At 53.9% G+C, this 22,239-nt stretch carries 19 protein-coding genes; 13 read left to right on the top strand and 6 right to left on the bottom strand.

Features of this window, described 5'->3' with window-relative positions; genetic code table 11:
• The first annotated feature begins 5 nt into the window (after positions 1 to 5).
• From parE to HV346_RS19525, 3 genes are read left to right on the top strand one after another with little or no spacing between them, the layout of a single operon-like run.
• Complete coding sequence (parE, locus tag HV346_RS19535; RefSeq protein ID WP_181620823.1) at positions 6 to 1,898, top strand: DNA topoisomerase IV subunit B; 1,893 nt, start codon at positions 6 to 8, stop codon at positions 1,896 to 1,898.
• Between the two features lie 40 nt (positions 1,899 to 1,938).
• Complete coding sequence (locus HV346_RS19530; RefSeq protein WP_181623838.1) at positions 1,939 to 2,790, top strand: AraC family transcriptional regulator; 852 nt, start codon at positions 1,939 to 1,941, stop codon at positions 2,788 to 2,790.
• A 56-nt stretch (positions 2,791 to 2,846) separates the two neighbouring features.
• The gene (locus HV346_RS19525) at positions 2,847 to 3,254 is read left to right on the top strand and encodes a DUF2000 family protein (RefSeq protein ID WP_181620822.1); all 408 of its coding nucleotides are present in this window, start codon (positions 2,847 to 2,849) and stop codon (positions 3,252 to 3,254) included.
• A gap of 44 nt (positions 3,255 to 3,298) precedes the next feature.
• On the opposite strand, the gene HV346_RS19520 is transcribed toward HV346_RS19525, so the two are convergent.
• Positions 3,299 to 5,440, bottom strand: a complete 2,142-nt coding sequence (locus HV346_RS19520) for a TonB-dependent siderophore receptor (RefSeq protein WP_181620821.1) — start codon at positions 5,438 to 5,440, stop codon at positions 3,299 to 3,301.
• A gap of 385 nt (positions 5,441 to 5,825) precedes the next feature.
• Here HV346_RS19520 and HV346_RS19515 point away from each other — a divergent pair, with 385 nt between their 5' ends.
• From HV346_RS19515 to HV346_RS19495, 5 genes are read left to right on the top strand one after another with little or no spacing between them, the layout of a single operon-like run.
• Positions 5,826 to 6,638: an ABC transporter ATP-binding protein gene (locus HV346_RS19515; protein ID WP_181620820.1), complete on the top strand. Its 813-nt coding sequence runs from the start codon at positions 5,826 to 5,828 to the stop codon at positions 6,636 to 6,638.
• Positions 6,635 to 7,618 carry an iron ABC transporter permease gene (locus HV346_RS19510; RefSeq protein ID WP_181620819.1) on the top strand — a complete coding sequence of 328 codons (984 nt, stop codon included), beginning with the start codon at positions 6,635 to 6,637 and terminating at the stop codon, positions 7,616 to 7,618. Before HV346_RS19515 ends, HV346_RS19510 begins: the two co-directional genes overlap by 4 nt.
• A gap of 11 nt (positions 7,619 to 7,629) precedes the next feature.
• Positions 7,630 to 8,667 carry an iron ABC transporter permease gene (locus tag HV346_RS19505; RefSeq protein ID WP_181623837.1) on the top strand — a complete coding sequence of 346 codons (1,038 nt, stop codon included), beginning with the start codon at positions 7,630 to 7,632 and terminating at the stop codon, positions 8,665 to 8,667.
• Between the two features lie 13 nt (positions 8,668 to 8,680).
• Complete coding sequence (locus HV346_RS19500; protein ID WP_181620818.1) at positions 8,681 to 9,631, top strand: iron-siderophore ABC transporter substrate-binding protein; 951 nt, start codon at positions 8,681 to 8,683, stop codon at positions 9,629 to 9,631.
• Positions 9,628 to 10,515 carry a MurR/RpiR family transcriptional regulator gene (locus HV346_RS19495; protein WP_181620817.1) on the top strand — a complete coding sequence of 296 codons (888 nt, stop codon included), beginning with the start codon at positions 9,628 to 9,630 and terminating at the stop codon, positions 10,513 to 10,515. Before HV346_RS19500 ends, HV346_RS19495 begins: the two co-directional genes overlap by 4 nt.
• A 76-nt stretch (positions 10,516 to 10,591) precedes the next feature.
• Here the strand turns inward: HV346_RS19495 and HV346_RS19490 are convergent, their stop codons facing one another.
• The 4 genes from HV346_RS19490 to qseB all read right to left on the bottom strand — a co-directional run bounded on the left by HV346_RS19490 (position 10,592) and on the right by qseB (position 13,674).
• Positions 10,592 to 10,906, bottom strand: a complete 315-nt coding sequence (locus tag HV346_RS19490; RefSeq protein ID WP_181620816.1) for a putative quinol monooxygenase — start codon at positions 10,904 to 10,906, stop codon at positions 10,592 to 10,594.
• Between the two features lie 74 nt (positions 10,907 to 10,980).
• Positions 10,981 to 11,562, bottom strand: coding sequence for an NAD(P)H-dependent oxidoreductase (locus HV346_RS19485; RefSeq protein WP_181620815.1), 582 nt, complete (start codon positions 11,560 to 11,562; stop codon positions 10,981 to 10,983).
• 106 nt (positions 11,563 to 11,668) lie between these two features.
• Complete coding sequence (gene qseC / locus HV346_RS19480) at positions 11,669 to 13,018, bottom strand: quorum sensing histidine kinase QseC (RefSeq protein ID WP_181620814.1); 1,350 nt, start codon at positions 13,016 to 13,018, stop codon at positions 11,669 to 11,671.
• Entirely contained in the window at positions 13,015 to 13,674 is a 660-nt protein-coding gene (gene qseB, locus HV346_RS19475) for a quorum sensing response regulator transcription factor QseB (protein ID WP_181620813.1), read from the bottom strand. The genes qseC and qseB overlap by 4 nt, the downstream gene beginning before the upstream one ends.
• 139 nt (positions 13,675 to 13,813) lie before the next feature.
• Here qseB and HV346_RS19470 point away from each other — a divergent pair, with 139 nt between their 5' ends.
• The 5 genes from HV346_RS19470 (at position 13,814) to HV346_RS19450 (ending at position 21,280) form a co-directional block, all read left to right on the top strand.
• Entirely contained in the window at positions 13,814 to 14,215 is a 402-nt protein-coding gene (locus HV346_RS19470; RefSeq protein ID WP_181623836.1) for a YgiW/YdeI family stress tolerance OB fold protein, read from the top strand.
• Positions 14,216 to 14,334: 119 nt separating this feature from the next.
• Positions 14,335 to 16,593 carry a DNA topoisomerase IV subunit A gene (gene parC, locus HV346_RS19465; protein ID WP_181620812.1) on the top strand — a complete coding sequence of 753 codons (2,259 nt, stop codon included), beginning with the start codon at positions 14,335 to 14,337 and terminating at the stop codon, positions 16,591 to 16,593.
• Positions 16,594 to 16,757: 164 nt separating this feature from the next.
• Entirely contained in the window at positions 16,758 to 17,495 is a 738-nt protein-coding gene (gene plsC / locus HV346_RS19460; RefSeq protein WP_181620811.1) for a 1-acylglycerol-3-phosphate O-acyltransferase, read from the top strand.
• Between the two features lie 58 nt (positions 17,496 to 17,553).
• Positions 17,554 to 18,966: a cell division protein FtsP gene (ftsP, locus tag HV346_RS19455; RefSeq protein WP_181620810.1), complete on the top strand. Its 1,413-nt coding sequence runs from the start codon at positions 17,554 to 17,556 to the stop codon at positions 18,964 to 18,966.
• A 142-nt stretch (positions 18,967 to 19,108) separates the two neighbouring features.
• Positions 19,109 to 21,280 carry a YgiQ family radical SAM protein gene (locus tag HV346_RS19450; RefSeq protein ID WP_239006296.1) on the top strand — a complete coding sequence of 724 codons (2,172 nt, stop codon included), beginning with the start codon at positions 19,109 to 19,111 and terminating at the stop codon, positions 21,278 to 21,280.
• Between the two features lie 31 nt (positions 21,281 to 21,311).
• Here HV346_RS19450 and dkgA read toward each other — a convergent pair whose 3' ends face one another.
• Positions 21,312 to 22,139, bottom strand: coding sequence for a 2,5-didehydrogluconate reductase DkgA (gene dkgA / locus HV346_RS19445; RefSeq protein WP_181620809.1), 828 nt, complete (start codon positions 22,137 to 22,139; stop codon positions 21,312 to 21,314).
• Positions 22,140 to 22,239 lie beyond the last annotated feature (100 nt).

Raw genomic sequence — 22,239 nt, 5'->3', positions numbered from 1 at the left:
AAATCATGACGCAAACCTATAACGCTGATGCCATTGAGGTACTCACCGGGCTTGAGCCGGTTCGCCGCCGCCCGGGGATGTATACCGATACGACGCGCCCAAACCATCTGGGCCAGGAAGTTATTGATAACAGTGTGGACGAAGCGCTGGCAGGTCATGCCAAACGCGTAGACGTTATCCTGCATGCTGACCAGTCGCTGGAAGTCATCGATGATGGCCGTGGTATGCCAGTGGATATCCACCCGGAAGAGGGCGTCCCGGCTGTTGAACTGATTCTTTGCCGTTTGCACGCAGGCGGGAAATTCTCCAACAAAAACTACCAGTTCTCGGGTGGTTTGCATGGTGTGGGTATCTCCGTCGTTAACGCCCTGTCAAAACGTGTGGAAGTGAACGTCAGACGTGACGGACAGGTGTATAACATCGCGTTTGAAAACGGTGACAAGGTACAGGATTTGCAGGTTGTTGGGACATGCGGCAAACGCAATACCGGAACCAGCGTCCATTTCTGGCCTGACGAAAGTTTCTTTGATAGTCCACGCTTTTCGGTTTCGCGCCTGACACATCTGCTGAAAGCAAAGGCAGTGCTTTGTCCGGGCGTAGAAATCACGTTTAAAGATAACGTTAATAACACCGAGCAAACCTGGCGCTACGAAGACGGTCTGAACGATTATCTTTGTGAAGCGATCAATGGCTTGCCAACGCTGCCGGAAAAACCGTTTGTCGGTAATTTTAACGGTGAAACGGAAGCCGTGGACTGGGCGCTGCTATGGCTGCCGGAAGGCGGAGAGCTACTGACCGAAAGCTACGTGAACCTGATTCCGACCATGCTTGGCGGTACGCATGTTAACGGTTTACGTCAGGGGCTGTTGGATGCGATGCGTGAGTTTTGCGAGTACCGCAATATTCTGCCGCGTGGCGTGAAGCTGTCTGCGGAAGATATCTGGGATCGCTGCGCATATGTGCTTTCGGTGAAAATGCAGGATCCCCAGTTTGCAGGCCAGACAAAAGAACGTCTGTCTTCCCGCCAGTGCGCGGCATTTGTTTCCGGCGTGGTGAAGGATGCGTTTAGCCTGTGGCTGAACCAGAACGTACAATCTGCGGAAATGCTGGCTGAAATGGCCATTTCCAGTGCGCAACGTCGTTTGCGTGCAGCCAAAAAAGTGGTGCGAAAAAAGCTCACCAGCGGGCCGGCACTGCCGGGTAAACTGGCAGACTGTACCGCGCAGGATCTGAACCGTACTGAACTGTTCCTGGTGGAAGGCGATTCGGCGGGTGGGTCGGCCAAGCAGGCACGCGATCGTGAATATCAGGCGATTATGCCGTTGAAAGGTAAGATCCTGAATACCTGGGAAGTCTCTTCTGATGAAGTGTTAGCCTCGCAGGAAGTCCACGACATTTCGGTGGCGATCGGCATCGATCCTGACAGTGACGATCTTAGCCAACTGCGTTACGGTAAGATCTGTATTCTTGCGGATGCGGACTCCGATGGTCTGCATATCGCCACGCTCCTGTGCGCCTTGTTTGTGAAGCACTTCCGCACTCTGGTAAAACAGGGCCATGTGCATGTCGCACTGCCGCCGCTTTATCGTATCGATCTCGGTAAAGAGGTTTACTACGCGCTGACGGAAGAAGAGAAAGCTGGTGTGCTGGAGCAGCTCAAACGTAAAAAGGGCAAACCGAACGTCCAGCGCTTTAAAGGGCTGGGTGAGATGAACCCGATGCAATTACGTGAGACGACACTCGATCCGAATACCCGCCGTCTGGTACAGCTGATTATCAGTGATGAAGATGAGCAGCAAACCAACGCCATGATGGATATGTTGTTGGCCAAAAAGCGCTCGGAAGACCGTCGTAACTGGCTGCAAGAGAAAGGCGATATGGCGGATATCGAAGCCTGATTTTTCTTCTGTAAAATCTGAAAGGTGAGCCAGTTTTATGATGAGATCAACGGATAACGCTCTCAGCAAGGACTGGCTCGAATTTCAGCGTAATGACGAAACGCGTATTGAAAGTGTACATGCGCATTTCAAAGGCCACGCCTACGATCCTCACGATCATGACGAGCTCCTGCTGGGCGTAACCCGGCAGGGATTGCAGCGGTTTAGCTGCCATCGTTCGGTGCATACCAGTAGTCCTGGCAAAGCCATTCTGATTGAACCCGGTGCTGTGCATGATGGTCATTCTGCCCAAACAGAGGGCTTCACCTATATCATGCTGTATCTGCCGCAGCTCTGGGTCGCTTCCGCGATGCAGCAGCGCAATTTAGGCGATATCGCTGCACTGAGTACTGCCTTTCGTCATACCCTCACGGATGATCCTCTGCTTTCCGCCGCCATTGAAAACGCCTGGTTTGCCCTTCACTACAAAGAAGGATTGCTCGCGCGTGATGAGAGCCTGGACAGGCTGATGACGGTACTGGCCCGCCATATTGTTACTCCCCGGCAGTCTGCTGCCAGCAACGCACGCAACCAGATGTACCGCGTGAGGGATTATTTGCATGACCAGATGTCGCAGGATATTGGGCTTGATGAGCTTTCCACCTGGAGTGGTATCGATCGTTTTCGCCTGAGTCGGGAATTCAAGAAAGTGTTTGGTCAGTCGCCCCACGCCTGGCTGGTCCGCCTGCGTTTGCGCACCGCCCGTAAGCTCCTTGCCCAGGGTGTTCCCCCGGCAATTGTCGCCTGCCAGGTAGGTTTTTCAGATCAAAGCCATCTTGGCCGCTGGTTTCAGCGTGCTTACCGCATGACACCGATGATGTATCAGAACCGTTGCTCAAACGTTCTATCCTGAGACGTTTCTCTCCCTGAAAATATCGCTTCGATACGTTTCAGGGAGACCCTTAACCAATGTTTGATACCAAAATAGCTTTCGTTGTACGTGATGATTTACCGGTGTGGCAAAGATTGAATGTTGTTGCCTTCCTCGCAACGGGCGTCGCGTTTGCGGCTCCAGAAATAAAAGGGGCGACGTATGAAGATGCGAAAGGACGCCGCTACGGCAATATCTCCATACAGCCGATGCTTATCTTTGCCGCGGATATCGACGGGTTGCAAAAAGTCCATCAGAAAGGCATTGAGCGAGAGCTGACGCTTATCCCTTATGTGCATGCGATGTTTTCGACCGGCCATGATGCAGCCAACCGTGAAGTGTTCCTTGCGGAAGATCCCGATAATATGAATCTGGTCGGGCTGGCCATACGCGGACCAAAGAAATCAGTGGATAAAGTCATCAAAGGACTTTCACTGCACCAGTGATGATAAAATGCCCGGTACATATGATGTTACCGGGCATATTGCTATCAGAAGTCCATCTTCACCGTAAACTGCACTTCACGCGGATCGCCAATCTGGTTGCCCAGGTTATTGGTTGCGATTGATGAGGTGTAGTAGGTCTTATCAAACAGGTTTTTCACGTTCACCTGCAGTGTCACCGGATACTGGAACTTCATTTTGTAAGCCGCAAACGCGTCTGCGACGAAGTAGCCTGGCAGGTAGTAATCCGCGCCGTTGGTGGCAGAACGACGGCTCACACCATGCCCACCGCCGCCAAGCGTCAGGGTATTCCCGCCGATCACGTTGTTAATATCGTACGTCAGGAACAGCGAACCGGTATGACGCGGCACGTTTGGCAGCGGTTTGCCTGCGTAGTCTGGATCTTCCAGCACTTTGGCATCGGTGTAACCGTAGCTGGCAATGATATTGGTGTTTTCGGTGAGCTTACCAGCAACGTCCACTTCTACACCCTGAGAACGCACGCGGCCCGCCGTTTTGGCGATGGTGTCATCTCCGACGCTTTCGGTGTACAGCACGTTACGTTTGTGAATATCAAACAGCGCAATATTCGCTGTAATGCCGTCGAACAGGTCAAATTTCGCGCCGACTTCGTAGGCATTTGATGTTTCTGGTGGCAGATCGCCAATGTAGCTGGCGATAGACGACTGCGGCATAAAGGTTTGTGAATAGTTCGCAAACAGCGATACCGTCGGCGTGAGTTTGTAGACCAGGCCCAGCTTCGGTGTCCACTGTTCGTCGCTGCTGTCGGTATTGACGTTAAACGGACGGCCTTTACCCGCGTACTGGGTGTAATACTGGTAACGCACACCGGTCACGGCGATCCACTTATCAGTCAGGTACAGCGCATCCTGTACATAGGCAGAGTAGCTTTCCTGCTTAATGGTCTGGTCGCTGTCAGACGCCGATACGGTCGTACATTTGTCCAGATTGCCGTAGGACGGAGTATAGATATTAAAGTCTTTCACGTTCTTACAGCGGATCATGTCCGTGCGCAGCAGATCGTAGTTTTCATACGATACCCCTGTCAGGATCTCGTTGTAGAACCCGGCGATATCCACGTTCCCCTGAAGGTCTGCACGGGTCGTGTGCATACGCTGGGTGGAGCCTTGTGTGGCATCCACACGGCGGGTCAGATTGCCCGTTTTCGCGTCATAGGCCATGACGCGCGCCTGGTTATCGCTGTATTTGTCCTGGCTGTAGCTGTAGTCGAATTTCGCGGTCCACTGGCTGTTCAGGCGGTATTCCGCATTAAGTTGCGCGAGATCGGATTGCCCATCGGTAACGTTGAAAGGCTCGTCGAAACGGGTTTTCCTGTCGACGTTCACGGCCTGTTTTGTATCGAGATCGAAGATCGTGCCGCGATCGAACGGTGTCTTATAGTCACGATGTGAATAGAGCACGGTGACGGTAGCATCATCGCCAAACCAGGTCAGCGACGGCGCAATAAACGTGCTGCGCTCTGTGCCGAAGTTACGCCAGTAATCTTCGTCCTGATATTCGCCCGTCAGGCGATAAGCGAGGCGCGTGCCTTCAACAGGGCCCGTGACATCGATTTGCCCGGTTCCGCCGCCAAAGCTGGACGAGGTTGCCGAGATCGAACCGCCAAACTGGGTTTCCGGACGTTTGGTTACAACGTTAATTAACCCGCCTGGATCGAGGATCCCGTAGAGCGTGGAGGCTGGCCCTTTCAGAACTTCAACACGTTCGGTTGCCGCATTAAAGCTTCGTGGCAACACGGTACGTAAACCGTTGGTCATGATCGAACCGTCACGGTTTGCCCCAAAACCACGGCGCACAAAGGCGTCCTGTGTCCCGCCCAGCGTGTTGGTCTGAACCACGTTGCTGACGTTATACAGCGCTTCGTCGAGGGTAGTGGCATGCTGATCTTCCAGGACCTTATCGCTGACGGTATTCACCACCTGCGGGATATCCAGCATCGGCATATTGGTCAGCGTGGCGGTAGAAGTATTGAGTGGCTGATAGCCGTTAGTGGCATCCGTTTTTGCATCAGGATCGGCCACGACGGTGATCGTTTCGCCATCTTTAGCGGTTTTGGTTTCCGCTGCGTGCACCAAAGGTGCGATGAACAATAATGAAAAGAGCGCGCGCCCTTTTACCCCAGAGAGAGAAGGTGTGAACTTAGCCATTACATCTGTTTTCCCGAAATATTCTGCGAATAAATGCTCGCGGAAGAATGTGTGTTTCATTGCCCTTAACGGTCTATTCGTTAGCCAGTACACGCTCCGAATATGTAATTGAGAATCATTCAATCATGCGGAAATGTAGTAGTAAATGGAAAAAAGAAAAAATCTGCTACACCGAAATAACGGTCTTTTATGGCAAAATTTACATTGATTAACTTGTTGAAAATAATGGTTTAAAAGGAAATGTTGTTGATGTAGTGCCAAACAATTACCCCTGGTTTTTTCAGGGTGTTTCTTCGCTTGACTACTACATGGCGCAACGGCAAACTCACAAAAGAGAATGAGTTTTATTTTTATTTATCTGTTATTTGATTAAGTTGGCGTTCACGTGGCTCATAACACGACAGAGCAGGGGCTGGTTCTGGAGAACCTCTCTGCTGGCTATCAGAAAAACATCATCGTCGATGATATTTCCCTTACGATCCCCCGGCAAAAAATGACTGTCCTGGTCGGGGCGAACGGCTGTGGAAAATCCACTTTGCTCAGCACCATCGCACGTCTGTTGTCCCCCCTCGGCGGTGCGGCGCTCCTTGATGGCAAGGCGATCCATGAGCAACCGACCAAAGCGGTTGCGCGCAGGTTGGGTATTTTGCCGCAATCGCCACTGTTGCCGGAAGGGTTGACCGTCTTTGAGCTGGTCTCACGCGGACGTTTTCCGTGGCAGAATTTCATGCGCCAGTGGACAGACGAAGATGAACAGGCGGTTGAAGAGGCATTACGTTTAACGGGCACGACGGATTTTGCGCATCTTTCGGTGGAGAGCCTTTCGGGTGGGCAACGTCAGCGTTGCTGGATTGCGATGGCCCTGGCACAGCAAACCCCGTATATCCTGCTGGATGAGCCGACGACATTTCTCGATCTTCGCTATCAGGTGGAGATCCTTGAACTGCTGCACGATCTGACTCGCCATCACGGGCGTACCGTGGTCGTGGTACTACACGATCTTAATTTCGCCGTGAACTATGGCGATACGCTGGTCTTTTTACGTCAGGGAAAAGTGCAAGGGGTTCTTCACGAAGGGGATACCTGTACACCAGAACTGATCAAAGCGGTGTTTGATGTCGAGGTTCAGATGTCGATTAACCCTTTGACGGGTAAACCGTTCTTCATGCCATTTCGTCGTTCAGCCGGAAAACCATGATGCGTACCTCTTTGGCGTTTATCCTCTTTACGGCATTGCTGGCGCTCGGAGCCGTGGTGCATCTGGGGATCGGGGCGCGTTTTATTGCACCTCAGGTGGTGGTCCAGGCCTTCCTCCATTTCGACCCGCGCAATTTTGACCACAACGTTATCGTCCGACTGCGCTTGTTGCGTCTGGGCGCTGCCCTGATCACCGGGGCTGCTCTTGGCGTCGCGGGTGTCTTGCTGCAATCGGTGATCCGCAACCCGCTGGGTGAGCCCCATATTCTGGGGCTGAATGCCGGCGCGGCGCTGGCGGTGGTACTGACCAGTGCACTGGGGCTGGCACTGCCTTTTGAGCGCCCGCTGATTGCCGCGATGGGCGCAGCAGCACTGTTTCTGCTGGTTCTGATGTTTTCCTCGGCCGGACGAACCGGTTTAACGCCAATGAAAGTCACCCTGTGCGGCGTGGCATTGTCGGCCTTTGCATCGTCCATCACCGCCGCCGTCTTGATCCTTGATGAACAGACGTTGCTTGCTATGCGAACCTGGCTGGCCGGTGATTTAGCCGGGTTAAACAGTGCAATGGTGCGTGCTGCTTCCTGGGTGGCTGCCATCGGTTTTGCGCTGGCGGTCTGGCTGTCACCGTCACTGAATATGCTGGCGCTGGGCGATCGTATGGCGCAAGGATTGGGCGTTTCACTCCTGAAGACTCGTCTTCTGGCACTGCTGGCAATCGCCCTGCTTTGCGGGGCGGCCGTCTCGGTCGCCGGGCCGATCGGCTTTATTGGCCTGGTTGTTCCGCAGGTGATCCGCCGTCTGGTGTCGGCGGATTTACGGGTTATCGTTCCGCTTTCTGCCTTGTGCGGGGCACTGCTGTTGCTGCTGGCGGATATCGCGGCCAGAACCTTGTTTATGCCTTATGAGCTGGCAACGGGCGTCATGACGGCGCTAGTCGGTGCGCCAGTCTTTATCTTCATGGCCTCGAGGATGTTCAAATGAGCAGGGCGATCCTGCGCGCCGGGTTACGGCCATTGCGCATTGGACAGGTTTCCACACTGGTTCGCCCCAGAGCCTTGCTGTGCCTGACGCTGTTTTCATTGCTGGCTCTGATTCTGCTTGGCTTTGGGTTGACTCACGGTTCGCTGGCGATCCCCACTTCGGCCATTGGGCGTGCACTGTTTTGCCCTGAAAGCCTGGAGGCGGATGCGCGCTATATCGTGATGGATATACGGTTGCCCCGCTTGTTGATGGCGCTACTGTGCGGCGCGATGCTGGGGATGGCGGGAGCGGCAATGCAATCCATCACCCGCAATGGGCTCGCTGACCCTGGCCTTATTGGCGTCAAAGAGGGCTGTAGCGTCGCAGTCTTGCTGCTGGTATTTCAGTTCCCGACGCTGAGCGTGTTCTGGCGTCCGGTGACGGGGATGTTCGGTGGGTTGCTGACTGCCTTACTGGTGGTGGCACTTGCCCGTGATATCTCCCGTCCGCGTTTCATTTTGATTGGCATCGGCGTGTCCTGGGCCTTCGCTGCCGGTATGGGCGTCTTTATGACGACGGCAGATGTGCGTGACGTGCAAACCGCCTTGCTGTGGCTTTCGGGAAGCCTGCACGCGGCAAACTGGACGCTGGTCAGCATCGCGTTGGGCTGGGCCATTCCGGCATGTGCTCTGCTGTTGTTCACCGCGCGTTCGGCGGATGTCGCGCTGCTGGGTAATCAAACGGCAACCGGGCTTGGCGTACAAACCTCACGTTTGGCGTTGCTTCGCGTGCTTGCTCCTGTCGTACTCACCGCAGCCTGCGTTTCCTGCGTCGGCAGTATCGGGTTTGTGGGATTAATTGCCCCGCACATGGCACGTCTTCTGTTGCGGGGTGGTCAGACCGCGTTACTGACGGGAAGCGCGGTGCTGGGGGCGTTGCTGGTGTTGCTGGCCGATACTATCGGTCGTCTGGCATTTTTACCGCTGCAATTGCCTGCGGGCATTGTGATTTCATTGATTGGCGGACCGTTTTTCCTGCTGCTGCTGTGGCAGCGACGGGACAAATTTTAATGTGAGGGATCTGATGCGCTTACTTTTTTCACTGTTGCTGCTGGTGGGATGTGCCGTCAATGCGGCTGAACCGACCCAAACGTTTACCGACGATCTTGGCCGTAAGGTGGTTGTGCCTGCCCATCCGAAACGGATCGTTTCACTCCATGACCTGGACATCACCATTCCGTTGATTGAACTGGGCGTTCCTCCCGTTGCCAGCCATGGTCGTACCCGCCCCGATGGTAGCCACTTCTTGCGCTCCAGCGGCATGTTAACGGGTGTCGATTTTGATAATTCCGACATCAAATTCATCGGCACTGCGGATATTGATATCGAAGCCATTGCCGCCGCAAAACCGGATTTGATCATCACTGAACCAACCCGGAATACGCCGGTGGAACAGCTGGAGAGAATTGCGCCAACGGTAAGTATTGATCATCTGGATGGCGGTGCGCCGGAGATCTACCGCAAACTGGCGCAACTGACAGGAACGCAAGATCGGCTCAAGATCCTTGAACGTCGTTATCAGGAACAAATTAAGGCGCTGAAATCCACCGTCGACGCCCGTAAGATCACCGTGTCAGTGATTCAGGCGAATCAGGGGAAAATCAATGCCATGCACAGCTACCATTCTCTGGGACGCGTGCTGCGTGACGCCGGATTCACCTTCCCGCCGCTGATTGAGAGCATTCCTGACGGCGGGCGCATTGACGTCAGTGCTGAACGCCTGCCCGAACTGGATGCTGATTTTGTTTTTGCCACCTGGCGCGGGGATACCGGGGGAAAACCGCAGGATGAACTGGCAGCAATGGATGCGGTGATGCCGGGCTGGTGTCAGTTCCTCAATGCCTGTCGAACCGGGCACTACGTGCTGATCTCCCGTGAAGAGGCGATCTCAAACTCCTTTGCTTCGCTGGGGCTGATGGCGGCACAGGTGCAGTCCCAGATTGCCGGCCGTCCGTTGCCGGAGGCATCGCAATGATCAGAAAAGACAAGGCGCGGGTTGATGTTTATGGCGACAGGTTTCGTACCCGTGGACATCAGCTCACGCCGCGCCTGCTGCTGGTTGCCCGCTATATCAATGAAAACCGCGAAGCGGTAATGGAACAGACGGCGATGGAGATCGCCGCCACGTTGAAAACCTCCGATGCCACGGTGGTTCGGGCGATCCAGGCGCTCGGTTTTGCCGGGCTGCGCGACCTTAAACAGACGCTTGAACACTGGTTTGGCCCGGTGGTTTCCTCCAGTGAGAAAATGTCTACCACGGTCAACACCCTCACCAGCGACGTCAACGCAGGTATCGATTTTGTGCTGGAGGGACACCAGCATACCTGCGAGATCCTCTCAGAGCCGGGCAACCGTTATGCGATTGCCGAGGCGGTCGCACTGCTGACGCAGGCGCGGCAGGTGGCGATTTTTGGTATCGGTGCGTCAGGTATTCTGGCGGAGTACACCGCAAGGTTGTTCAGCCGTATTGGCTTGCCAGCCACTCCGCTTAACCGCACCGGGATTGGGCTTGCGGAACAGCTTATCGCCTTACAGCGGGGGGATGTGCTGGTGATGATGGCGCAGAAATCAGCGCATCGTGAAGGGCAGACAACATTACGTGAAGCCCGACGGCTGGGGATCCCGACGATCTTGCTGACCAACGCCCTCGATTCACGTTTTAGCAAAGAGGCGAGCGTGGTGATCCATGTTCCGCGTGGTGGTGAGAAGGGCAAAATACCTTTACATGGCACGGTACTGCTGTGTCTGGAAATGATTATTTTGTCCGTTGCTTCAACCGTTCCGCAACGTACGATCAAATCGATGAAACGCATTAACGAGTTTCACCGTGGCCTGAAGCCGGGGAAGAAAAGCACCTGATTGCGGCGTAATGCCGGAATGTAAAGCGGAAGGGAATCATGTTCCCTCTCCCGAAAAGGAGAGGGAGAGGGAGAGGTTAAACCCCTTGTTCCAGAATACGGATATGCGTTTCCAGAACGTCGCCTTTCACCGCGTCGCCCCACGCTTTCATGTGTGGCGTTTGCAGATGGGCTTCAAGGTGTGCGACCGTTTCCCACAGCTCAACCATAATGATTGAGTCAGGAGCGGTGGTCTGGAAGCTCACGCCAGCAGCCGCGTCGATCATCGGCGCATAACCGTGGCAACCTTCCTCTTTTAGTACGGTTGGAACAATCTTCTCGAACTGGTCCAGTACCGCCTGGCGGTGATGTTGTCCTGGACGAGTTCGGATTTCAGCAATCACAGTAAGCATGGTTAACTCCTTCTATACCCTTTGTTCCTCAAGCCTTAGCTCGAATGATGTCGGGTCTACTTTTGAACGACCAGTTAACCAAAAATCTCGCCGAGATGCTTGTGATATTCTGCGATATAGCGCGGGACGTCCGGCATTTTAATGACGTCGTTTACGATAAAGGTTGGCAGCGGCGCCATGGCAAGGAACTGATTGGCTTTATGGAAGGGCAGATATGCGCCATCGACACCCACACCATGGAAAAACTGATCTTCATCGGTGAAGGCATCCAGTGGGGCATTCCACGTCAGGGACAGCATGTATTTTTTGCCGTGTAACAGGCCGCCGGAACCGTATTTTTTGGATGCGTCCGAGCGGGTACGACCATCGCTGGCATACAGTGAGCCGTGACCTTCGGTAAAGACATCGTCCATGTATTTTTTCACCGTCCAGGGCGCACCCATCCACCAGCCTGGCATCTGCCAGATAACGACATCGGCCCACAGGAAATTCTGCACTTCGGTTTTGGTGTCGTAATCGCTGTCTGCGCGAACGACTTTAACATCATGCCCGGCGTCGCGCAGGAAACCGTCCGCGACCTCGGTCAGGGTGTCATTCAACTGGCCTTTAGAGTGTGCGAATTCTTTCGCACCGTTGATAATCAGTATGTTGCTCATTATTTATCCTCGGAGATGAGAGTCTGGCGGTTATTCTACGCGCGAGGACGAAACGGAAAAATGAGCAAAATGTGCAAAGTCTTTTGCGTGATAAGCAATAATGACGCTACCAACGCACCTTCACCTCAAACCCTCCTTCCTGCGCATTGCCCAGAGAAACATGCATGCCATGCAACGCGGCAATCCGTTTTACGATGGATAATCCCAGCCCGCTGCCGGTGGCATTTTGTCCAGGCGGGCGATAAAACCGTTCGCCAATCCGAGTCAGCGCCGCGGGTGAAATTCCCGGCCCGTTGTCGCGTACGGTAAAGCCTCGGACATCAAGCGTGACATCCACAATGCTGCCGCGTGGACTATAACGTACGGCGTTATCCAGCAGATTACGCACCAGCAGGCTCAGCAGTAACGGCTGGCCTGCGCATGTTGCTTCCGGAGCCTTGACGGTTAAGCGAATATCGATACCGGCCAGCTGAGCCGAATGGTAGATATCCATCACGGCGGATTGCAGCAGCTCGGCGATGATAATGGGTTCTACATCGTCCAGATTATCGAGAGAATCCAGGCGCGACAGGGTCAGAAGCTGCTCGACAAGGCGAGAGGCCCGATCAATTCCGGCGTGCAGTTGTGCCAGAGCGTTCTTTTGGATCTCGGGATCATCCCCCGAAAGCTGAGCCACTTCGGTCTGCACTTTTAGCGCCGTTAGCGGACTTCGCAGCTCATGGGCGGCATCCGAGGTAAAACGCCGTTCACGGACCATCATCTCCTGAGTGCGGGTGAAAAGGTGATTCAGCGCGTCGAGCAGAGGGCGAACTTCCACCGGGACGCCATCCGTAGGCAGTTTATCGGTCGCATCAGGCGAGCGAGAGCGTAAGGTCTGCGCCAGCTTTTTCAGTGGTTTTAACTCCCGGCTGAGCAACACGATCAGCACGAGCAGCATCAGCGGCAGCGCCACCAGCCAGGGGGTTAGTTGAGAGGTAATGATATCCAGCGCCATCTCCTGGCGGTATTCCCACTCCTGACCGACCACAATGCGGTATTGACCGTTGGGGGCAGTCAGCCACAGAAAACGCCACTCGTCTTTATCATCCTGTAAATGGCCGTTCGTGAACCCATCCCGACGAAATTGATACGGAATATCCCGCCCATTTTCACCATCGTTCAGCAACATTTTGCCGTCTGTCGAGAAGATGGCGAAGGCCAGCGCATCATCATCCAGGTGGCCATGTTTTGCCTTTTTGGGCACATCGCGCATCAGGACAGGCGCATTGTGTTCGTCGAATTCCATCGTGAGCAGGCGTTTGGCAAACAGCATCTGCTGGGTGTCGAACAGCTTGTCCAGCTTATGGGTCGTTTGCTGCCAGGCCACCACGCTTGCGGCAAACCATGCCGCCAGTGCCAGCAGTAAAAAGAGTAAGGTTAACCGTAGTTTCAGGCTCAGGCGCTGTGTCAGTTTCATACGTCACCCAGGGTATAACCGATGCCGTGGACAGTGCGGATAAAATCGGTTCCGAGTTTGCGGCGCAGATGGTGGACGTGTACTTCAATGGCATTGCTGGAAACGTCATCGTCCCAGGTGTAAAGCTTCTCTTCGATGAGTTTACGCGGTAGCACGCGCCCGGCATTGCGCATCAGGAGTTCGAGCAGAGCAAATTCTTTCGGTTTAAGGGCCAGCGCCTCTCCGTTGAGCGTGGCTATCAGGCTTGAGGGATCGAGTGTCACGTTACCGTGGCGTAATTCACTGCGTGCCTGACCATGGCTGCGACGTACCAGGGCTTCGAGTCGGGCGGCCACTTCGATCAGTGCGAACGGCTTACACAGATAGTCATCCGCGCCCAGACGCAACCCTTCAACCCGCTGAGCCAGCGCATCCCGCGCGGTTAAAATCAGTACCGGTTCGCGACGGCCGTTTTCCCGCCAGGTACGCAGGATCGCCAGCCCATCCATTTCTGGCAGGGTCAGATCGAGGATCACCGCATCATAAGGAGCGGTATACAGTGCGGCTCGCCCGGTTTCACCGTCGGTAAACCAGTCAAGGCTAAACCCCATTTTCGTGAGTCCGGCCTTAATACCGTCGCCAATCATTTTGTCGTCTTCTACCAGTAAAATACGCATTGCTCCCTCCTTGATGGCCCAGTAAACCCTCTGTACGCGCCTGCTGTACAGTAATAATAAATAAATTTCCCCCTTAAGAAGTTGTTAAGGTTTACCCTGTTTAATGGACTCTGAAACGACATCAAAGGGAGAGAAAATGATGAAAAAATTCGCTGCAATTGCGGCCATCATGATGATGACCACCGCCCCGGTTTTCGCCGCCCAGGGTGGTTTTAATGGCCCATCAGCCACGCAAACTCAGAGCCAACCTGCGCAGGGTGGCTTCGTAGATAATGACGCTAATCTCACCACGGCGGCAAAGGTGAAAGACCTCAAAGACGACGCCTGGGTGAAACTGCGTGGCAACATTACAGAGCGCCAGTCTGACGATCGCTATCTGTTCCGCGATGAAAGCGGTACGGTGAATATTGAAATTGACCACAAACGCTGGAACGGACAAACCATTACCCCACAGGATAAGGTCGAGATTCAGGGCAAAGTCGACAAAGAGTGGAATGAGTTTGAAATCGACGTTAAACAGGTCATCAAACTGAATAAATAAAGCAAAAAAGGGCCGCCAGTGCGGCCTTTTTTCTTTGTGACTCAACTCGTCAGATAAGGTAGTATCTGCGGCAATATTGCCTGAAACCCACAGGTTTCTGAGTTGAGGAATCACATTTAATGAGCGATATGGCAGAGCGCCTCGCGCTACATGAATTCACGGAAAATGCCTACCTGAACTACTCCATGTACGTCATCATGGACAGGGCATTGCCGTTTATCGGTGATGGCCTGAAACCCGTTCAGCGCCGCATCGTCTATGCAATGTCTGAGCTGGGGCTGAGCGCCAGCGCCAAGTTCAAAAAATCCGCCCGTACCGTTGGTGACGTGCTTGGTAAATACCATCCGCACGGCGACAGCGCCTGCTATGAAGCCATGGTGCTGATGGCGCAGCCGTTCTCTTACCGCTATCCGCTGGTCGATGGTCAGGGGAACTGGGGGGCGCCGGATGATCCGAAGTCCTTCGCCGCCATGCGTTATACCGAATCCCGTCTGTCTAAATATGCCGAAGTGCTGCTGGGTGAGCTGGGCCAGGGGACGGTTGACTGGGTTCCGAATTTTGACGGAACGATGCAGGAGCCGAAAATGCTGCCTGCGCGTCTGCCGAACATCCTCCTGAACGGTACAACCGGTATTGCCGTGGGGATGGCGACAGATATTCCTCCACATAACCTGCGTGAAGTGGCAAAAGCCGCTATCACATTGATTGAACAGCCGAAAACTACACTCGATGACGTGCTGGATATCGTGCAGGGGCCAGACTATCCGACCGAGGCCGAAATCATCACCTCACGGGCAGAAATCCGCAAAATTTACCAGAATGGCCGCGGGTCCGTGCGTATGCGTGCGGTGTGGAATAAAGAAGATGGCGCTGTGGTGATCACCGCGCTGCCACACCAGGTATCTGGCGCCAAAGTGCTGGAGCAAATTGCGGCTCAGATGCGCAATAAAAAGCTGCCGATGGTTGACGATCTTCGTGACGAATCGGATCACGAAAACCCGACGCGTCTGGTGATTGTGCCGCGTTCGAATCGCGTGGATATGGATCAGGTGATGAATCACCTGTTCGCGACGACCGATCTGGAAAAAAGCTACCGCATCAACCTGAACATGATTGGTCTGGATGGCCGCCCGGCGGTGAAAAACCTGCTTGAGATCCTGACCGAATGGCTGACCTTCCGTCGTGATACGGTGCGTCGTCGTCTGAATTATCGTCTGGAGAAAGTGCTCAAGCGCCTGCATATCCTTGAAGGTTTGCTGGTCGCGTTTCTCAATATCGATGAAGTCATTGAAATTATTCGTTCTGAGGACGAGCCGAAACCTGCGCTGATGTCGCGCTTTGGTATCAGCGAAACTCAGGCCGAAGCGATCCTTGAGCTGAAACTGCGTCATCTCGCCAAACTGGAAGAGATGAAAATTCGTGGTGAGCAGAACGAGCTGGAAAAAGAGCGCGATCAACTGCAGGCGATTCTGGCGTCCGAGCGCAAGATGAACAACCTGCTGAAGAAAGAACTGCAGGCTGATTCGGATGCCTTTGGCGATGACCGTCGTTCTCCGCTGCACGAGCGTGAAGAAGCGAAGGCGATGAACGAGCATGACATGCAGCCTTCAGAGCCTGTCACCATTGTGCTGTCTCAGAGTGGCTGGGTGCGTAGCGCCAAAGGTCACGACATTGACGCGCCAGGGCTTAGTTATAAAGCCGGGGATAGCTTCAAATCAGCCGTGAAAGGCAAGAGTAACCAGCCTGTGGCGTTTATCGATACCACCGGGCGCAGCTATGCCATCGATCCGATCACACTGCCTTCTGCTCGTGGGCAAGGCGAGCCGCTGACCGGCAAGCTGACGCTGCCACCGGGTGCAACGGTTGAACATATGCTGATGGAAGCCGATGAGCAGAAACTGCTGATGGCGTCCGATGCGGGCTATGGCTTTATCTGTACTTTTAACGACCTCGTTGCGCGCAACCGCGCCGGTAAAGCGCTAATCAGCCTGCCGGATAACGCACACGTCATGCCGCCGCTGGTCATCGAAGATGAAAGCGATATGCTGCTGGCCATTACTGCCGCAGGGCGCATGCTGATGTTCCCGGTGAGCGATCTGCCGCAATTGTCGAAAGGCAAAGGCAACAAGATCATCAACATCCCGTCGGCGGAAGCGGCAAAAGGCGAAGATGGCCTGGCGCATCTCTTCATTCTGCCGCCGCAGAGCACGCTGACGATCCATGTCGGCAAACGTAAAATCAAACTTCGTCCGGAAGAGTTACAGAAGGTTGTCGGTGAGCGTGGTCGCCGTGGTTCGCTGATGCGTGGCCTCCAGCGTATCGACCGTGTGGAGATTGATGCACCGGGTCGCAGCAAAGCGGGTGACAGCGAAGAGTAACCTGTTGCCATCCCCCTCCGTTCAGGAGGGGGAATTCCTTTAAAATTTCCAGTAAAAACGTTGTTAATTCGTGCGTTGCGATTAACAATACGCGCTCGTAATAAAGTCCTTACCTGGCCACAGGTGAAGTATAATTGTCAGCTGTTGGGGCTTCAGAGGTCGCTATGCTATTCATTGTTCGTTTAATTCTCACTGTTATCTACTGCATTCTGGTCTGTGTATTCGGCTGTATCTATTGCCTGTTCAGTCCGCGTAATCCTAAGCATGTTGCTACCTTTGGTCACATGTTTGGCCGTCTTGCACCCCTGTTTGGTCTGAAGGTTGAAAAACGATTACCTGAAGGTGCAGAGCATTTTGGCAATGCTATTTTTATCGCCAACCATCAGAACAACTACGATATGGTGACTGCCGCTAACATCGTTCTGCCGCCGACCGTTACCGTGGGTAAAAAAAGCCTGCTATGGGTTCCGTTTTTCGGTCTGCTCTATTGGCTTACCGGCAACTTGCTGATCGATCGTAATAACCGGGCTAAAGCGCACGGTACGATTGCCGAAGTAGTTAATCACTTTAAAAAACGCAGGATCTCAATCTGGATGTTCCCGGAAGGAACGCGTAGCCGTGGCAGAGGTTTGCTGCCGTTTAAAACTGGCGCGTTTCATGCTGCAATTGCGGCTGGCGTACCGATTATTCCTGTGTGCGTTTCCAATACTTCGAATAAGATTAATCTTAACCGCCTGAAAAACGGACTGGTGATTGTCGAAATGTTGCCACCGGTCGATACCAGCAAATACGGTAAAGATCAGGTACGTGAACTCGCGACGCATTGCCGTGAGCTGATGGCTCGCCATATTGAAATGCTCGACAAAGAAGTCGCAGAGAGAGAAGCCTCCGGCAAGCTTTAAGCCGGAGTTAAAGGGAAAACGAATTCCCGCGTTGTTAGTCGTTTCACATGGAGCACATATGTCACTCAGTCGGCGTCAGTTTATTCAGGCATCAGGGATCGCCCTTTGCGCGGGTGCGATTCCGCTGACTGCCAACGCCGCCGGGCAGCAACTGCCGCTGCCTATCCCCCCGCTACTGGAATCACGTCGCGGACAGCCGCTGTTCCTGACGTTACAGAGAACTCACTGGTCGTTCACTCAGGGGACGCGTGCATCGGTCTGGGGGGTTAATGGCCGCTATCTTGGACCAACTATCCGGGTCTGGAGCGGTGATGACGTTAAGCTGATTTACAGCAACCGTACGGCTGAAAATGTCGCGATGACCGTCAGCGGTTTACAGGTTCCAGGACCACTGATTGGTGGTGCGGCACGTATGATGTCCCCCAATGCAGATTGGGCTCCAGTGTTGCCAATCCGTCAGAGTGCGGCCACCTTGTGGTATCACGCCAATACGCCTAACCGCACTGCGCAGCAGGTTTATAACGGCCTGGCCGGCATGTGGCTGGTGGAAGATGAGGTGAGTAAATCCCTGCCCATTCCGAATCACTATGGGGTGGATGATTTCCCTGTCATTATCCAGGACAAACGTCTGGATAATTTCGGTACGCCGGAATACAGTGAACCGGGCAGCGGTGGATTTGTCGGGGATACACTGTTGGTCAATGGTGTGCAAAGTCCGTATGTCGAAGTCTCTCGTGGATGGGTGCGCTTACGTCTGTTGAATGCTTCAAACTCACGTCGCTATCAGCTACAAATGAGCGATGGTCGACCACTGCACGTGATCTCGGGCGACCAGGGTTTTTTACCGGCTCCCGTTTCTTTGAAACAACTGGCGTTATCGCCGGGTGAACGTCGTGAAATTCTGGTTGATATGACCAACGGTGACGAAGTATCGGTGACCTGTGGTGAAGCGGCGAGCATTGTCGACCGCATTCGCGGTTTCTTTGAACCTTCAAGCATACTGGTCTCAACGCTGGTATTGACGCTGCGCCCAACGGGCCTGTTGCCGCTGGTGACAGATAGCCTGCCTATGCGTTTGTTGCCACAGGAGATCATGAGCGGTGCACCTGTGCGCAGCCGGGATATCAGTCTGGGGGACGACCCGGGGATTAACGGTGCGCTGTGGGATGTTAATCGCATTGATATCACCGCGCAGCAAGGGACCTGGGAACGCTGGACTGTGCGTTCAGATATGCCACAGTCATTCCATATCGAAGGGGTCAGTTTCCTGATCCGTAACGTCAACGGGGCGATGCCGTTCCCGGAAGACAGGGGCTGGAAAGATACCGTTTGGGTGGACGGGCAGGTTGAGCTGCTCGTTTATTATGGCCAACCTTCATGGCCGCACTTCCCGTTCTTGTTCCATAGCCAGACACTGGAAATGGCGGATCGTGGCTCTGTGGGGCAGTTGCTGGTGAATCCCGCGCCGTAAATTTTCCCCCTTATTCCCGGCTCTCTCCCCCATGGGGAGGGTTAGGGTGAGGGGATAACAGCCCGCATAATACCCCTTCATTTCCCATGTTGTTCCGGCGTATAATCCCGGCCCTTTTGTTTATTTTTTCTTCGGAAGCATTATGAGCGCAATATCCTTGATCCAGCCGGATCGAGACCTCTTCTCCTGGCCGCAGTACTGGGCTGCCTGTTTTGGACCGGCCCCATTCCTGCCGATGTCCCGTGAAGAGATGGACCAACTGGGCTGGGACAGCTGCGATATTATTCTGGTAACTGGTGATGCCTACGTTGACCATCCGAGCTTTGGTATGGCGATTTGCGGCCGTATGCTTGAAGCTCAGGGTTTCCGCGTGGGGATCATCTCTCAGCCAGACTGGAACAGCAAAGATGCGTTCATGACGCTCGGCAAACCGAACCTGTTCTTTGGCGTGACCGCGGGCAACATGGACTCCATGATTAACCGCTACACCGCCGACCGCAAATTGCGTCACGACGATGCCTATACCGCGGATAACGTCGCGGGCAAGCGTCCCGATCGTGCCACTTTGGTTTACACCCAGCGATGCAAAGAAGCATGGAAAGACGTGCCGGTCATCCTGGGGGGTATTGAAGCGAGCCTGCGCCGTACCGCGCATTACGATTACTGGTCTGATACTGTCCGTCGTTCGGTGCTGGTGGATTCCAAGGCCGATATGTTGATTTTCGGCAACGGCGAGCGCCCGCTGGTGGAAGTCGCCCATCGCCTGTCGCAGGGTGAGCCAGTCGGGAACATCCGCGACGTACGCAACACGGCAATCATGGTCAAAGAAGCACTACCGGGCTGGAGTGGGGTGGATTCCCGCATCATTGATATGCCGGGTAAAATCGACCCGATCCCCCATCCGTATGGCGACGATCTGCCGTGTGCGGATAACAAACCTGTCGAACCGAAAAAGGCCGAAGCGAAAGCCGTTATCGTTCAACCTCCGCGTCCAAAACCGTGGGAAAAAACCTACGTGTTGCTGCCCTCCTTCGAGAAAGTGAAAAGCGATAAAGTGCTGTATGCTCATGCGTCACGCATTCTGCATCATGAAACCAATCCTGGTTGTGCGCGTGCGTTGATGCAAAAACACGGCGAGCGTTATATCTGGGTTAACCCGCCTGCGATCCCGCTATCGACCGAAGAAATGGACAGCGTGTTCGCGCTGCCGTACAAGCGTGTGCCGCATCCCGCGTATGGTAATAGCCGTATTCCGGCGTATGAGATGATCCGTTTTTCGATCAACATCATGCGCGGTTGTTTTGGTGGCTGTTCGTTCTGTTCTATTACCGAGCACGAAGGGCGCATCATTCAGAGCCGATCTGAAGATTCGATCGTTAACGAGATCGAAGCCATTCGCGACACCGTTCCAGGCTTTACCGGCATTATCTCCGATCTGGGTGGGCCAACGGCCAACATGTACATGCTGCGCTGTAAATCACCGCGCGCTGAGCAAACCTGCCGCCGTCTGTCGTGCGTTTATCCTGATATTTGCCAGCATATGGACACCAACCACGAGCCGACGATCAACCTTTATCGTCGTGCGCGCGATCTGAAAGGTATCAAGAAGATCCTGATTGCCTCCGGTGTGCGTTACGACATCGCCGTGGAAGATCCGCGTTATATCAAAGAGCTGGCGACGCATCACGTCGGTGGTTATCTGAAGATTGCGCCGGAACACACCGAAGAAGGCCCATTGTCGAAGATGATGAAGCCTGGCATGGGCAGTTACGATCGCTTTAAAGAATTGTTCGATACCTACTCTAAACAGGCCGGTAAAGAGCAGTATCTGATCCCATACTTCATCTCCGCGCATCCCGGTACGCGTGATGAGGATATGGTGAACCTGGCGCTGTGGCTGAAACAGCGTCGCTTTCGTCTGGACCAGGTGCAAAACTTCTATCCGTCGCCGCTCGCAAACTCCACGACCATGTATTACACAGGTAAAAACCCGCTCAGTAAGATTGGCTATAAGAGTGAAGATGTGGTGGTTCCAAGAGGTGACAAGCAGCGTCGTTTGCACAAAGCGCTGTTGCGTTACCATGATCCGGCAAACTGGCCGCTGATTCGTCTGGCGCTGGAAGACATGGGTAAAAAACACCTGATTGGTTCACGTCGTGACTGTCTTGTCCCTGCTCCAACGCTGGATGAGATGCGCGAAGCTCGTCGCCAGAACCGCAATACGCGTCCGGCACTGACCAAACATACGCCGATTGTGCACCAGCGTTCGAATGGGTCTGCAAGTGCGAAGAAACCTGTCAAACGCAAAGCGTAAATAAAAAACCCCGGCGAGCCGGGGTTTTTGTTTATCCGCCAAACTGATCCGGGTCAGGCCCTAATCGCTTGCCCTGATCCAGTTTCGCAATCTCGCCAAGCTCATCTTTATCGAGACGGAAATCCCAGACGTCGAAGTTCTCGGCAATGCGCGCAGGTGTGACTGATTTCGGAATTACCACAAGGCCGCTGTCCAGATGCCAGCGAATGACAATTTGCGCCGGTGTCTTACCGTACTTATCCGCAAGTTCACGAATGATTTGCTGATCGAAAACCCCTTCACCGCCTTGTGCCAGCGGGCTCCATGACTCGGTCTGGATCTTATGTGTGGCATTCCAGGCATGAAGCTGGCGTTGCTGCATCAGCGGGTGCAATTCAATCTGGTTAATCACCGGGGCGACACCTGTTTCGTCAATCAGGCGCTGCAGATGATGAACCTGGAAATTACAGACACCGATGCTTTTTACCAGCCCGGTTTTTTGCAGCTCAATCATCCCTTCCCAGGCTTCAATGTAATGATCGATTGCCGGAACGGGCCAGTGCATGAGATAGAGATCAACGAAATCAAGCTGAAGCTTATCCAGACTTTCCTGTAACGCTTCGCGCGGACGTTTCTGATCGTCATTCCATAGCTTGGTGGTGATGAAAAGCTCATCGCGGGGGATATCAGCAGAGGCAAGTGCTTTGCCTACGCCGTCTTCATTTTTGTATGCGGCGGCGGTATCGATGGAGCGATAACCGACTTCCAGTGCTTTATGAATGGCGGATACGACCTCGTCGTTACCGGCTTTCCATACACCGAGCCCCAACTGGGGCATCACATTGCCGTCCTGAAGCTTGATTACGGTTTGGTTTGCCATTTTTCCTCCTTCAAGTGCTCATCCATCGGGGGCGAACCCCCGATGGCATGTGTGCATTAAGTCTGGACGAAATGCCAAAAAACGAAAGGCAGGAGTGTAA

The sequence above is a fragment of the Enterobacter sp. RHBSTW-00994 genome (genome assembly GCF_013782625.1).
GTDB lineage: Bacteria > Pseudomonadota > Gammaproteobacteria > Enterobacterales > Enterobacteriaceae > Enterobacter.
The sequence above is the reverse complement of the archived record's forward strand: the minus strand, read 5'-3'. Positions and strand labels throughout refer to the sequence as shown.

Coding starts and splice junctions, on each gene's coding strand:
- parE (WP_181620823.1), top strand. CDS start 6: ATGACGCAAACCTATAACGCTGATGCCATTGAGGTACTCACCGGGCTT.
- HV346_RS19530 (WP_181623838.1), top strand. CDS start 1,939: ATGAGATCAACGGATAACGCTCTCAGCAAGGACTGGCTCGAATTTCAG.
- HV346_RS19525 (WP_181620822.1), top strand. CDS start 2,847: ATGTTTGATACCAAAATAGCTTTCGTTGTACGTGATGATTTACCGGTG.
- HV346_RS19520 (WP_181620821.1), bottom strand. CDS start 5,440: ATGGCTAAGTTCACACCTTCTCTCTCTGGGGTAAAAGGGCGCGCGCTC.
- HV346_RS19510 (WP_181620819.1), top strand. CDS start 6,635: ATGATGCGTACCTCTTTGGCGTTTATCCTCTTTACGGCATTGCTGGCG.
- HV346_RS19500 (WP_181620818.1), top strand. CDS start 8,681: ATGCGCTTACTTTTTTCACTGTTGCTGCTGGTGGGATGTGCCGTCAAT.
- HV346_RS19495 (WP_181620817.1), top strand. CDS start 9,628: ATGATCAGAAAAGACAAGGCGCGGGTTGATGTTTATGGCGACAGGTTT.
- HV346_RS19490 (WP_181620816.1), bottom strand. CDS start 10,906: ATGCTTACTGTGATTGCTGAAATCCGAACTCGTCCAGGACAACATCAC.
- HV346_RS19485 (WP_181620815.1), bottom strand. CDS start 11,562: ATGAGCAACATACTGATTATCAACGGTGCGAAAGAATTCGCACACTCT.
- qseC (WP_181620814.1), bottom strand. CDS start 13,018: ATGAAACTGACACAGCGCCTGAGCCTGAAACTACGGTTAACCTTACTC.
- qseB (WP_181620813.1), bottom strand. CDS start 13,674: ATGCGTATTTTACTGGTAGAAGACGACAAAATGATTGGCGACGGTATT.
- HV346_RS19470 (WP_181623836.1), top strand. CDS start 13,814: ATGAAAAAATTCGCTGCAATTGCGGCCATCATGATGATGACCACCGCC.
- parC (WP_181620812.1), top strand. CDS start 14,335: ATGAGCGATATGGCAGAGCGCCTCGCGCTACATGAATTCACGGAAAAT.
- plsC (WP_181620811.1), top strand. CDS start 16,758: ATGCTATTCATTGTTCGTTTAATTCTCACTGTTATCTACTGCATTCTG.
- ftsP (WP_181620810.1), top strand. CDS start 17,554: ATGTCACTCAGTCGGCGTCAGTTTATTCAGGCATCAGGGATCGCCCTT.
- HV346_RS19450 (WP_239006296.1), top strand. CDS start 19,109: ATGAGCGCAATATCCTTGATCCAGCCGGATCGAGACCTCTTCTCCTGG.
- dkgA (WP_181620809.1), bottom strand. CDS start 22,139: ATGGCAAACCAAACCGTAATCAAGCTTCAGGACGGCAATGTGATGCCC.